Below are 13023 nucleotides of genomic sequence, written 5' to 3'. Positions count from 1 at the left end.
GAGGACCGGGGCAGGGCGATTGACGCCGTTTCAGGGCATGGGGGAGCCCGGTGGCCCTCCGCCGGCTGCCCGGTGTGCTTAGGTTAGGCTAACCATATGTTGATCGTGCAAGCGGGAGGGCCCGCAGCCGGGCCCCACCCCACCGCAACCCCGCCACGCGAAGGGCGCGCGGCCGTGTGGGCGGCCACCGCTCTCGTCTTCCTGCTGCCGGCCCTCGTCGTGCTGTCCCTGCTCATCGGCACCGGGTCCAGCTCGGCGGGCGGCGCCTGGGACTACCTCGTCGGGGACCCGGCCGCTCGCGCGGACGCGCAACTGCGCCTGGCCGTGGTGGACGTACGGCTGCCGCGGACGCTCGCCGCGATCCTGGTCGGGGCGTGCCTGGGAACGGCCGGGTGTCTCCTCCAGGCCGCGACCCGCAACCCCCTCGCCGAGACCGGACTGCTCGGCGTCAACTCCGGAGCCGCCTTCGCCGTGGTGCTGGGGCTCACCTTCTTCGGCGCGGACTCGCCCGCCTCGTTGCTGGTGTGGGCCCTGGCCGGGGGCATGGTCGCCAGCGCGGCCGTCCTCCTGTTCGCCGCGTCCGGACGCGGCGGCGGATCCCCGCTGCGCCTCGTCCTGGCGGGATCGGCGCTCGGCGCCACCTTTCACGGCCTCACCTCGTACGTCCTGCTGGGTACTCGGTCGACCTTCGACACCTACCGCTACTGGACGATCGGCTCGCTCGCGGGCATCGAGCTCTCCGACCTGCTGCCCCTGGTGCCACTGATCGCGGCGGGGCTGCTCACCGCACTCGGCTGCGCCCGCCCGCTGGCGGCGCTCGGACTCGGGGACGACGGCGCACGCTCGCTCGGCCACCACCCCGGCCGCATCCGGCTCGTCGTCGCGGGGGCCGTCTCGCTGCTCGCCGGCTGCGCCGTCGCCGTGGCCGGGCCCATCGCCTTCCTCGGACTCTTCGCGCCCTACGCCGCCCGGGCCCTGGCCGGAGCACGGATGACCGCCGGGCTCGTCCTGTCCGCCCTGATCGCGGCCGACATCATGATCCTCGCGGACATCCTCGCGCGGATCGTCATCCGGCCCTGGGAGACCCCGGTCAGCGTGCTGCTCGCCTTCGTCGGCGGCCCCCTGCTCGTGTGGATCGCCCGCTCCTCCCGGCTGTCGACGGCGGGAGTCCCGGCATGACGGACCCCATCCCGGCTGTCACCGACGGGAGTTCCGGTCCCCGCAGGACGGACGCGACCCCGCCCGACGGCGTCGTGATGACGGACGTGACCCTGCCTGACAACGTCGTGATGACGGACAAGGACGTGACCCCGTCCGACAACGTCGTGTTGACGGACAGGAATGCGACCCCGCCCGACGGCGGGGTGATGGCGGACGTGACCCCGCCCGACAGCGTCGTCCTGCGCACCGGCACGCTGTCCTGGCTCCTGCCGAGGCGCAGCGTGCTCGCGGCCGCGCTGCTCCTCCCGCTGACGGCTCTCCTCATCACCCTGGCGGTGATGGCAAGTTCGTCCGGGATGAGCCTGTCGCAGACCCTCTCGGGACTGCTCGGAACCGGCGACGCCGGCACCGTCATGATCGTGCGCGACTTCCGGCTGCCCCGCATCTTCACCGGCCTGCTGGTCGGCGCCGCCCTCGGTATCGCGGGCTGTCTCACCCAGACCCTGGCCGGCAACCGGCTCGCCACACCGGACCTGGTCGGGGTCAACGAGGGCGCCACCGCCGCCGTGGTCGCGGCCGCCGCGGGGTCCGCCACGGGCATGGTCGGCAACTGGTGGCTCGGGCCGGTCGGCGCCGTGGCCGCGGCGGTCCTGGTCGTCCTGTGCGCCGGAGGCGCGGGGAGCGCGGGCTACCGCCTGCTGGTCGCCGGCATCGGCGTCTCCACCTTCGTCGGCGCGGTGAGCGACCTGATCATGTCGCGCGAGAACGACAACACGGCGGGCGGCGTCTTCCTCTGGGCCGTCGGCAGCCTCAACGGGCGGGACTGGGACGCGGGCGTGCCCCTGGGTGTGGCCCTGCTGTTCCTCGTCCCCCTCTCGCTGGCGGCCGGGCACCGCCTCCAACTGCTGCGCTTCGGCGACGAGGTGGCCGCTTCCCTCGGAGTCGACCTGGCGCGGGTACGTGCCCTCGCACTCGTCCTCGCCGTGCTGCTGGCCGGCACGGCGGTCGGCGTCGGCGGCCCCATCGCCTTCGTGGCGCTCGCGGCTCCGGTCCTCGCCCAGCGGCTGAGCGGCCCCACCCGTGTGCCGGTCACCGGCTCGGCGCTGACCGGAGCCGCGCTGATCGCGGCGGCCGACGCGATCGGACGCGTCGCCGCTCCGGTCGAGCTTCCCGTCGGGGTCGTGACCAGCGTCCTCGGCGGCCCGTTCCTCCTCTGGGTACTGATGCGGCCCGACCCGGCCGCCGGAAAGGCGTGAGCCGCACATGACCGAGCACCCGACCGGTACGAAGGCGCGCCTCGAAGTGCGCGGCCTGCACGCCGGATACCCCGGCCGTCCCGTCGTCGAGGACGTCTCCCTCTCCGTCCCCGCCGGACAGGTCGTCGCCGTCGTCGGCCCCAACGGCTGCGGGAAGTCGACCCTGCTGCGGACCGTCGCCCGGCTCCACCGGCCCGAGTCCGGCACGGTCCTGATCGGCGGGACGGACATCTGGGAGACCGGCCGGCGCCGCGCCGCCCACCATGTCGCCCTGCTGCCGCAGTCGCCGCGCGCCCCCGAGGCGGTCACCGTGGCCGGCCTCGTGCGCTACGGCCGCAGCCCGCATCAGGGACTGCTGCGCCAGTGGTCGCGCGAGGACGAGCAGGCGGTGCGCGACGCGCTCGAGGCGACCGGCACCACCGCCCTCGCGGGCGAACGCGTCGACCGGCTGTCCGGCGGCCAGCGCCAGCGCTGCTGGCTCGCGATGGTCCTCGCCCAGCAGACCCCGGTCGTCCTCCTCGACGAGCCGACCAGCGCCCTCGACCTCGGGCACGCCGTCGAGGTCCTTGAGCTCGTCCGGGAGGTCGCCGCCTCGGGCCGCACCGTCGTGATGGTCCAGCACGACCTCGCCGCCGCGGCCCGCTACGCCGACCTGCTCGTCGCCATGAAGGGCGGCCGCGTCATCGCCCGGGGCGCCCCCCGCGAGACGGTCGACGAGGCCCTGGTGAAGGAGCTGTACGCGATCGACGCGGACGTGCTCGCGGCCCCGGGCGACGGTTCCCCGGTCGTGGTGCCACGCGGCAGGGCGGCCGGGACCGGTTCCCTAATGTCCTAATTGCCCGTTTATGCAGGAAAGCCGGGAATGTGCAATCCCGGTCGCTTTTCTGCAGGTCATAGCCCCGGAATAGCTGGCAAATCGCCCCTTTCGGGCGCAGTGGCCAGCGTCACGTTTCCCGCCCGGGACGCGGAACCGGAGGTGCCGGTTCCCAGTCGCGCCAAGAAAGTTGGCCCGCTCCGGTGTGACCGGCGTCGCACATTTCCTTTGATTGATCTTGCGCGGCAATTGTGATCAGTAATTCCGGGCTTGTTATGCCCTGCCTTTCTCGCTTACGGTCACGGTCAATCCGGATGGAACGCCGAATCCTGCCGCCGTCCGGTAACCCGACCACTCACGTACGGCAGGAGCGGGGGACCCAGGTTTGCTGCCGATCCGGAATCCGGAGCGGCTAGGGGTGAAGTCGCCATGCGCGGCCGGACATCTCCAGTCCGAACCCGACAGCTCACCTCGCAGGCGGCGGAGAGGAAAAGCGCCATGCCCTTCAAGGGTCAGCACCGTCGTTCCAAGTCCACCTCCCTGGCCCGCGGTTTCATCGCCGTGAGTGCTGGTGGAGCCGTTCTCGCCCTCCCCCTGATCGCCGCCGGATCGGCCTCCGCCGCGCCGGCCACGTCGGTCGTCGCCGGAAAGGCCGCAGCCCCGACTTCCGTCGCCGGCAAGGAAATTGCCGCGAAGAAGGCGAAGTCCACCACCTATTCCGTGGTCTCCGGCGATTCGCTTTCCAAGATCGCCCGCGGGCATTCCCTCAGCGGCGGCTGGGAGCGGCTGTACAAGGACAACCGCAGCGCGGTCGGCGGTAACCCGGACCTGATTCACCCGGGCCTGAAGCTGACGATTGGCGCCAAGTCCACGGCCGCCGCGCCCAAGGCCGCGACCAAGACCGAATTCAAGGCCGAGACCGCCTCCGGCAGCTCCTCCCAGCCGTCGGCCGACCGCGCCGAGAGCACCGACCGCGCCGACCGTTCCGAGCGGACGACGGCCCCCGTCGTCGAGCAGACCGCCGCGACGCCCCCCGTGGAGACCGCCCCCGCGCAGACCGCGACGGCGTACACCGACGACCTCGACGGCTGGATCAAGGAGTCCCTCGCCGTCATGGCCGAGCACGGCATCCCGGGCAGCTACGACGGCATCTACCGCAACGTCATCCGCGAGTCCTCGGGCAACCCGCAGGTCGTCAACAACTGGGACTCGAACGCAGCCGCTGGCACTCCGTCCAAGGGCCTGCTCCAGGTCATCCAGCCCACGTTCGACGCGTTCCACGTGCCCGGCACCTCGCTGGACATCCTGGACCCGGTCGCCAACATCACCGCCGCGTGCAACTACGCCGCCGCCACGTACGGCTCGATCGACAACGTCTTCGGGGCCTACTGATCCCACCGCGGCCCCGCCTCGCGCGGGGCCGTGGATCAGGGGTGGAAGGGAGCTGAACCGCTCCCTTCCACCCCTTTCGCATGCCGTACAACCCTTGCGCCGCCGAGCCTGTCCAACAGGGCGCCAGGAGGGTGACGGGCTCTTCCCGGCGTCCCCACGGTCCCGCCCGGTCATGCCCGACCCGAGGAGCCGCTCGTGCGCACCTACCGTCCGGCCGCCGTTGCCGCGGCCTCGTTACTCCTGATCGCGGGGGCCGCCGTCGCCGCGCCCTCCGCCTACGCCGGAACGCGCGCGGACGACCGCGCCACCGATTTCAACGGCGACGGCTACGAGGACGTGCTCATCGGCGCCCCCGGCGGAACCGTCGGCGGCAAGAAGGGCGCGGGCTACGTGACCGTGCAGTACGGCGGGCCGGACGGCATCAGCACGACCCGGGGCGCCGTCCTCAGCCAGAACACCACCGAGGTGCCGGGCGCAGCCGAGGCCGGGGACGGCTTCGGCGCCGCCCTGACCACCGGGGACCTGGACGGGGACGGGTACGACGACGCGGTCGTGGGCCTCCCGGGCGAGGACCTCGAACCGGTGACCGACGCGGGTGCCGTCGTCGTCCTGTGGGGCACCGCCCAGGGGCTGACCGGCGCGGACGGCGACTGGCTTCAGGCCGGGGAGCCCGTCGCCGGCACCAGGTTCGGCAGCGCTCTCGCCGCCGCGCACTTCAGCCCGGACATCCCCGGCGACCAGCTGGCCGTGACCGGCGGCCTCGACCTCACCCTGTACCAGTACGACCCCGGGACCCGGCACGGCGCCGCCGCGCGCAGCAGCCGTCTCCCCGGCACCCCGGGGCGCGAGATCGCGCCCCGGGCCATGACGACCGGCGACTACGACGGCAACGGTCTCGCCGACCTGGTCGTCTCCGGCGTCACCGCCGGCGCGGAGCCCGGCCACGGCTGGTCCGCGCTCCTCCTCGGGGAGGTCCAGGGCCTCCGCTACGACCGTGACCTGCGCGGCGGCCCGGCCGTCGCCTCGGGCGACATCGACCACGACGGCTACGACGACCTCGTCACCGGAGAGCCGCACAGTCCCGACGGCGGCGGCGAGTCGACGACCGGCGGCGTGGTCGGCGTGTACTACGGCAGCGCGGGTGACGGGCCGGTCGGCGCCGAGGGCCCCGGCACCCCGCCCGTGTGGTGGACGCAGGACACCCCCGGGGTCCCGGGCGGCTCCGAGGCCGGCGACGGCTGGGGGGCCGACCTCTCCGTGGCGGACACCGATGGCGACGGGTACGCGGACGTGGCGGTCGGCGCCCCCGGCGAGGACATCGGCACGGTCGCCGACGCGGGCGCCGTCTGGGTCCTGCGGGGTGCGGCCGGCGGGCTCACCGCCACCGGCGCCTCCTCATGGGACCAGGACTCGGTGCACGTGCCGGGCGTCCCCGAGAAGGGCGACCGCTGGGGCGGCCAGGTGCGGCTGAGCGACCCCGACGGGGACGGGCGGGCCGCCCTTCTGGCCGCCGCACCCGGTGAGAACGCCGGCGACGGCATCGTCTGGGTTCTCCCGTCCGGATCGGGCGGTGTGACGGCCGCGGGCTCCTGGACGTTCGACGCCGGACCGTTCGGCGGGGCGAGGACGGGCGCCGGATACGGAGCGGCGATCGACGAGTAGGGGCGCCGGCGGAGCGGACCGGGGCGGCCGCGGGGCCTGTCCCCGTCCGCTCCGAACCGGGTGCGCGATGGCACTATGAACCTTTCCTCCCGCGCGCTACCCTCCGCCGCATGATTCCCACGGTGGTCTGGGGTACCGGCAATGTCGGCCGCGCGGCCATCCGCGCGGTGGAAGCCCATCCGGCCCTGAAACTCGCGCACGTACTCGTGCACGACCCCGCCAAGGCGGGCCGCGACGCGGGTGCTCTGGCCGGTCTGGACCGCGTTCTGGGCGTCGCGGCGACCGACGACATCGACGCCGTGCTGGCCACGGCCCCCCGCGCTGTCGTGTACGCGGCCTCCGGCGACATCCGCCCCGACGAGGCGCTGGCCGACATCACCCGGGCGGTGGCCGGGGGAGCCGTCGTCGTCACCCCGGCGCTGTACGCGCTCTACGACCAGCGGGGCGCCCCGCCCGAACTCCGCGAACCAGTGCTCGCCGCCGTGGCCGGCGGCGGGGGCTCGCTCTTCGTCTCCGGCGTCGACCCCGGCTGGGGCAACGACGTACTGCCCCTGCTGATCAGCGGACTGGGCACCACGGTCGACGCGGTCCGCTGCCAGGAGATCTTCGACTACTCCACCTATGACCAGCCCGACTCGGTCCGCCATCTCATCGGCATGGGGCACCCCATGGACTACGAGCCCCTCATGCTCGCGGCCTCGGTCCCGACGATGGTGTGGGGAGGCCAGATACGGCTGATGGCCCGGGCACTGGGCGTGGAACTCGACGGCATCCGCGAGACCATGGCCCGGCGGCCGCTCGAAGAGACCGTCACCACCAGGACGATGGGCGACTTCGAGGCCGGCACCCAGGGCGCGGTCCGCTTCGAGGTCCAGGGCATCGTCGAGGGCGAACCCCGCATCGTCATCGAGCACATCACCCGCATCCATCCGTCGTGCGCCCCGGACTGGCCGTCGCCGCCCGACGGCGCCGGCGCCCACCGGGTGATCATCGAGGGGCGCCCGCGCATCGAGGTCACCGTCGAGGCCACCGACGAGGACGAGAACCGCTCGGCGGGCGGCAACGCGACCGCCGTCGGCCGGCTGGTGAACGCCATCGACTGGCTGGTGGAGGCGGAACCCGGGCTCTACGACGCACTCGACGTGCCCCTGCGCCCCGCAGCCGGCCGACTCGGAAGGAAGCAGCCGTGATCATCGACATCCCCGAGGGCCAGGAGCCGATCGGCTACGTGTGGGGCGACATGGTCCCCGGCATCGGTTCGGCCGCCGCGAACTTCTCCCTGTCGGTGTACGAGCACACGACGCTCGGGCTCCGCGAGTTCGAGGCCGCCCGGCTGCGCATCGCGCAGATCAACGGCTGCCTCTTCTGCCTGGACTGGCGCACCGAACGCGACGGCCACAAGGTGGAGGAGGAGTTCGCCGGTGCGGTGAGCGAGTGGCGCACCACGGAGGCGTTCGACGACCGGACCCGGCTGGCGGCCGAGTACGCCGAGCGGTACGCCCTGGACCACCACGGTCTGGACGAATCGTTCTGGGCCCGGATGACGGCGCACTACAGCCAGCACGAGATCGTCGAGCTGAGCATGAGCATCGGCTCCTGGCTGGCGTTCGGCCGGCTCAACCACGTGCTGGGCCTCGACGCCGTGTGCGTACTGCCGGGGCACTGAACGGACCGCCGGACACCCGGTCGCCGCCCGTGTCCAGTAGGAGGCCGGCCCGTCGCCTCCTACCGGAAGGTCCGCCCCCGCGGATCCGCTGTCACAGGTCGGTGGCGATGATCTTCTCGATGTTCCGTTCGGCGAGTGCCGTGATGGTGACGAACGGATTGACGCTGGTGTTGCCGGGGATCAGCGAGCCGTCGATGACGTACAGGCCCGTATAGCCGTGCAGCCGGCCGTAGTTGTCGGTGGCCCGGTCGAGGACCGCACCGCCGAGCGGGTGGTAGGTGAGGTGGTCGCCCCAGACCTTGTACACGCCGAAGAGGTCGGTCCGGTAGATCGTCCCCTCCTTGGCGTTGATCCTGTCGAAGATCGTTTTCGCCATGTCGATGGAGGGCTGCTTCCAGGCGGTCTGCCAGTCCAGATCGACCTTGCCCGTGGCGGCGTTCCAGGAGAACCGGGCGCGGTGCGGGTTCTTCGTGATCGACAGGTAGAACGACGCGAAGGTCTCGATCCCGGTCGGCAGCGGTGCGACCTCGGCGAAGGCGCCTCCGGCGGCCCAGTTGTCGATGCCGCCGCAGGGGATGCTCGACTGGACCGCGCCGGTCGCGTCCCACACGTGGTTGGCGCGGCCGCACATGACGTTGCCGTTGTCGCCCCAGCCCCTGCCGATCTCGTCGTTCAGGCCGGACAGCGCGCCCGTGGCCTTCAGCCGGGTGAGCAGCTTGCTGGTGCCGACGCTGCCCGCGGCGAAGAACACCTTGTCCGCGGTGACCGTCTTGGTCGTCGCGACGCTCCCGTCGGTGCGCAGTTCGTCGATGACGACTGTGTAGCCGCCGCCCGCCGCGGGGGCGACCGACGTCACCTGGTGCAGCGGGGAGACGGTGATGTTGCCCGTCGCCGCGGCCTGGGCGAGGTAGGTCTTCTGCAACGACTTCTTGCCGTAGTTGTTGCCGTAGAGGATCTCCCCGTCCAGCGCCGACTTGGGTACGGTGCCCGCCGCCTCCTGCTCCATGTAGTCCCAGTCGTACACATCGGGCACGAAGACGAACGGGAAGCCTGAGCGCTGCGCGTGCTTGCGGCCGACCCGGGCGTACTGGTAGCAGTCCGCCGTCTCGAACCACGCCGGGTCGACGGTGCCGACCCCGAGCCCGGCGTTGGCGCGCGGGTAGTAGGTCGCGTACATCTCGTCGGCGTCAACGGACGGCAGGATCGCACCGAAGTTCTCGCGCCGGGGCGTCACCGCCATGCCGCCGTTGACCAGCGACCCGCCCCCGACGCCGCGCCCCTGGTAGACGGTGATGCCGCTGAAGTCCTCGGCGTCCAGGATGCCGGTGTAGCGCGGGATCGCCCTGTCGATGGGAAACCCGAGGAAGTTGCTGAGGGGCTGCTTGCTCTTCGTGCGGAGCCAGTACGAACGGCCGTCGGGCTTCGTCGTGTTGGCGAAGATCTTGCCGTCCGCCCCGGGGGTGTCCCAGGCCATCCCCATCTCGACCAGGTGGACGTGGACCCCTGCCCGGGCGAGGCGCAGGGCGGCGACGGACCCTCCGTACCCGGTGCCGATCACCAGGGCCGGGACATGGTCCCCACTGCCGATCACGGCGGCCGCGGTGGTGGTACGCGCCTGGGCGGCGGTGACGTGTCCCGAGAGGGCCGCGGCCCCCAGAATGAAACCTGTTCTTGCCATGAATCCGCGGCGCGAGACACCGCTCGAACCCTTGGGGGGTAAGCTCGAATCCGCCATGTGATGTTCCTCACTCTCGCTCGAATGGGAACGAGTTCTACTGGCGTGTGCGTCAGAAGTCACTACCTACCTGTGGGTAATTTCCCCGTGACGCGGCTGTCGGCCCGCCGGTGCCGGCGGTCGCCCGCCCGGGGTGCGGCACTCGGACAACGCATGGATGCTGGGAGGGTCACGGTTCCATGAGGAGGAAAGTCATGAGCATGCTCGACAAGATCAAGGACATGATCAAGGGGCATCCCGACCAGGCCCGCAAGGGAGTCGACAAGGGCGGCGACTTCGTCGACAAGAAGACGGGCAGCAAGTACAGCGGCCAGGTCGACTCCGCCCAGCAGAGGCTCAATGACCAGATCGGTGACCGCCGTCCGCCCACCGATCAGCGGTAGGACCCTACATCTTTGTGCGGTGGCTCCGCCCGGGCGGAGCCACCGCACAAAGATGTGGCGCATGTCGCTCGCCTGCCGCGCGGCAGGGGGGCGGGGCGCTCGGTCGCCGGCGCGCGGTCAGTTGTGGCCGAACTTCCGTTCGCGCTTGTGGGAGACCTGCTCGGAGATGGCCTTCACCGACTCGGGTGCGGGCGCCGCGCCCGGCTGTTCCTTGATCTCCGCAGCCGCGGAGCGCTCATGGCCTCCGGCCCGGGAGCCGCGGTTCTGCCGGCTCTGCTTCTTGCCCATGATCGTGCCTCCTGTGCGGATCGGACGATGGGCCGTCTTCAGAGTTGCATACAACGACGAAGGGTGCATTTCGGTCGGCTGTGCCCTGCGCCTCGAAATGCGGGGCACGGCGACGGGGGAGCATGCTGGCGGGGTGACCTGGTACGGCGCGGTCCGGCGCAAGCCGCTCAGTCAGGGCAGCAGCATGCCCGGGAGACTCGGGAACGGCGGGGCGCCGGACCAGATGTCGCTGGTGCTCGCCCAGTCCGTCGTGAACGCGGTGGAAGCCGCCGGCGGACGGGCGGGTGGCGTCTACCTGCGCTCCCTCACTCCGGGCCTCCTGAAGCTCGCGGTACTCGCGGGACTGCCCGGACCGCTGTTCCGGCCGTGGTGGCGGATGCACGTGAACCGGCCGTTCCCCGTCGCCGAGGCGTTCCGGTCCGGCCAGGCCGTGCATCTCGCCGACGCGGAGGAGGCGATGCGCCGCTTCCCGCAGCTGATGGCAGGGCTCCCGTTCCCCTTCGGCTCCCTGTACGTGCCCGTCTTCAGCGGCGGCAGGCCGGTCGGCGTCCTGGTCGTGCTGCGCGCGGCGACCCCCGGCAAGCCGGTCGGGACCACCGACCGGCGCAGACTGCAGAGCATCGCCGCAGGGCTCGGCGCCGCGCTGGACGGCTTGGAGGCCACGGGGACACCGGTGCAATGGGAGGAGGAGCCCCTCCCCGTCCAGCTCCCGGCGGGCAGTTCGCCCCCCGTGAGGATCGGCCGGTTCGACTGGGACCTCGACACCGGAGCCGTCGGCGCGGACGACGAACTGTGCGCCATCCTCGGCACCGGCCGCGCCGAGTTCCCCGGCACGATCGACGCGCTCGCGGCGCGGCTGGCACCCGAGGACGTCTACGGGCTCTGGGCGCTGGCGCGCCAGGCAGCGGACTCGGGCGGCCCCGTCGTCCGCAGGATGCGGCTGCGCGGCCCCGACGGCCGCTCGCACCTGCTGGAGGTGTCGGGACGCCGGGAATCAGGCGCCGGCCCCGGCTCCCCGACCCACCTGACCGGATTCCTGGTGGACCTCGGCATCGGCCCGGTCGTCGCCGAGGCTGCCGACCGGCTGCCGCGCGGCATCTTCTCCCTCGACCGCTTCGCCCGAATGACCTACCTCAACGGCCTGGCCGAGGAGATCCTCGGCCGCCCCCGCTCGGAGCTGATCGGACAGGTGCTCTGGGAGGCCCTGCCGTGGTTCGCGAACCCGGCCTACGAGGACCACTACCGCGCCGCGATGCTCTCCGACACACCGGTCCACTTCCTCGCCCGGCGCACCCCCGGTCCCTGGCTGTCCCTCTCCCTCTACCCCGGTCACGACGGTCTCACCGTCGTGCTCACCCCCACCGAACAGCCGGCGTACGCGCCGGAGTCCGTCGCCTCGCCCGGCCTGGGGCTCGGCTCCCCGGCCGACCGCTCAGCCGCGCTCTACCGCCCGGTCGCCCTGGCCATCGCCCTCACCGAGGCGGTCACCGCCCGGCAGGTCTCCGCCGTGGTCACCGAGGAACTGCTCCCCGCCTTCGGAGGCCGACAGCTCGCGATCTACCTGCTGAAGGAGGGCCACCTCTTCCTGGAGTGGGAGACCGGCTTCCCCCACGGCTTCCTCAACCGGTTCGACGGCGTCGCCCTGGACGCCCGCATCCCCGGCGTCGACACCCTGACCACCGGGCGCCCCATCTTCTTCGAATCCATGGGGCGACTGGCCGCCGCCTACCCCGGCATCCCCATGGACACCGACACCGGCGCCCGTGCCTTCCTGCCCCTGATCGCCTCGGGACGCCACGTCGGCTCCTGCATCCTCGGCTTCGACCAGCCGCGGGGCTTCAGCCCGGAGGAGCGCACCGTCCTCACGGCCCTCGCCGGCCTCATCGCCCAGGCACTCGAACGGGCCCAGCGCTACGACTCCGAGGCGGCCCTGGCCCGTGGGCTTCAGGACGTCCTCCTCCCGCACAGGCTCCCCGTCGTCGAGGGAATCGGCACCGAGGGCCGGTATCTTGCCGGCACCCAGGGCATGGACGTCGGCGGCGACTGGTACGACGTCATCCAGACCGGCCGGAAAGTGGCGCTGGTCATCGGGGACGTACAGGGCCACGGCGTCGCGGCGGCCGCGACCATGGGCCAGCTGCGCAGCGCCGTGCGGGCCTTCGCGCTCAGCGGACACGATCCGCAGGAGGTGATGACCGGCACCAACCGGCTGCTCATCGATCTCGACTCCGGCCAGTTCGCCAGCTGCTGCTACATCGTCATCGACCCGGCCACCGGCACCACGCGGGCCGTGCGGGCCGGCCATCCGCAGCCGGTGCTTCGCCGCCCGGACGGTACGGCCGAGGTCATGGACCTGCCGGGTGGCATCGTGCTCGGCATCGACGCCGAAGCGTCCTACCCCGTCACCGAACTCCACCTCGCCCCGGGGGAGATGCTCGCCCTGTACACCGACGGCATGGTCGAGGAGTCGGGAACGGACATCGACGTGGGCGTCGAGCGGCTGCGCTCCACGATCGCCGCGTTCGGCCCGGCCGCCCTGGCCGAAACGGCCGACCACGTCATCGGCCGCGCCAGGCAGGCCGCGGACCGCCCCGACGACATCGCCCTGCTGCTGGCCGCCCGAGAGCCCTGGGCGGCCGGGGAGCCGTAGGGAGCCGAGGCGGCCG

Annotated in this window: 11 protein-coding genes and 1 riboswitch; of the genes, 9 read left to right on the top strand and 2 right to left on the bottom strand. The window is 72.2% G+C overall.

From position 1 onward, the window contains the following. The first annotated feature begins 96 nt into the window (after positions 1 to 96). The 7 genes from E6R60_RS10070 (at position 97) to E6R60_RS10040 (ending at position 7951) form a co-directional block, all read left to right on the top strand. Positions 97 to 1179: an iron ABC transporter permease gene (locus E6R60_RS10070; protein WP_136326131.1), complete on the top strand. Its 1083-nt coding sequence runs from the start codon at positions 97 to 99 to the stop codon at positions 1177 to 1179. A gap of 188 nt (positions 1180 to 1367) precedes the next feature. Beyond that, positions 1368 to 2417, top strand: a complete 1050-nt coding sequence (locus E6R60_RS10065; RefSeq protein WP_136326389.1) for an iron ABC transporter permease — start codon at positions 1368 to 1370, stop codon at positions 2415 to 2417. 7 nt (positions 2418 to 2424) lie between these two features. Beyond that, entirely contained in the window at positions 2425 to 3252 is an 828-nt protein-coding gene (locus tag E6R60_RS10060) for an ABC transporter ATP-binding protein (RefSeq protein ID WP_136326130.1), read from the top strand. A 289-nt stretch (positions 3253 to 3541) separates the two neighbouring features. Further along, positions 3542 to 3724, top strand: a riboswitch (cyclic di-AMP (ydaO/yuaA leader). Between the two features lie 5 nt (positions 3725 to 3729). Beyond that, on the top strand, positions 3730 to 4623 hold the full coding sequence (locus tag E6R60_RS10055) for a LysM peptidoglycan-binding domain-containing protein (RefSeq protein WP_136326129.1): 894 nt from the start codon (positions 3730 to 3732) through the stop codon (positions 4621 to 4623). Positions 4624 to 4818: 195 nt separating this feature from the next. Next, positions 4819 to 6285: an integrin alpha gene (locus E6R60_RS37795; protein ID WP_136326128.1), complete on the top strand. Its 1467-nt coding sequence runs from the start codon at positions 4819 to 4821 to the stop codon at positions 6283 to 6285. A 110-nt stretch (positions 6286 to 6395) separates the two neighbouring features. Then, a complete protein-coding gene (locus tag E6R60_RS10045; RefSeq protein WP_136326127.1) occupies positions 6396 to 7475 on the top strand; it encodes a dihydrodipicolinate reductase in 1080 nt (359 codons plus the stop codon). Beyond that, positions 7472 to 7951, top strand: coding sequence for a carboxymuconolactone decarboxylase family protein (locus tag E6R60_RS10040; RefSeq protein WP_136326126.1), 480 nt, complete (start codon positions 7472 to 7474; stop codon positions 7949 to 7951). Before E6R60_RS10045 ends, E6R60_RS10040 begins: the two co-directional genes overlap by 4 nt. A 91-nt stretch (positions 7952 to 8042) precedes the next feature. On the opposite strand, the gene E6R60_RS10035 is transcribed toward E6R60_RS10040, so the two are convergent. After that, the gene (locus E6R60_RS10035; protein ID WP_136326125.1) at positions 8043 to 9686 is read right to left on the bottom strand and encodes a GMC oxidoreductase; all 1644 of its coding nucleotides are present in this window, start codon (positions 9684 to 9686) and stop codon (positions 8043 to 8045) included. Between the two features lie 194 nt (positions 9687 to 9880). Here E6R60_RS10035 and E6R60_RS10030 point away from each other — a divergent pair, with 194 nt between their 5' ends. Beyond that, positions 9881 to 10069 carry an antitoxin gene (locus E6R60_RS10030; RefSeq protein ID WP_136326124.1) on the top strand — a complete coding sequence of 63 codons (189 nt, stop codon included), beginning with the start codon at positions 9881 to 9883 and terminating at the stop codon, positions 10067 to 10069. Between the two features lie 117 nt (positions 10070 to 10186). Here the strand turns inward: E6R60_RS10030 and E6R60_RS36635 are convergent, their stop codons facing one another. Beyond that, positions 10187 to 10357 (bottom strand): hypothetical protein, encoded by a 171-nt coding sequence (locus tag E6R60_RS36635; protein ID WP_168713575.1) that lies wholly within the window; start codon positions 10355 to 10357, stop codon positions 10187 to 10189. A gap of 223 nt (positions 10358 to 10580) precedes the next feature. Between E6R60_RS36635 and E6R60_RS10025 the strand changes: the two genes are divergently transcribed. Next, the gene (locus E6R60_RS10025) at positions 10581 to 13007 is read left to right on the top strand and encodes a SpoIIE family protein phosphatase (protein ID WP_240802505.1); all 2427 of its coding nucleotides are present in this window, start codon (positions 10581 to 10583) and stop codon (positions 13005 to 13007) included. The last annotated feature ends 16 nt before the right edge of the window (positions 13008 to 13023 follow it).

It is taken from the genome of Streptomyces sp. A0642, assembly GCF_004795105.1.
GTDB lineage: Bacteria > Actinomycetota > Actinomycetes > Streptomycetales > Streptomycetaceae > Streptomyces.
This window is presented reverse-complemented; position numbering and strand designations above follow the sequence as displayed.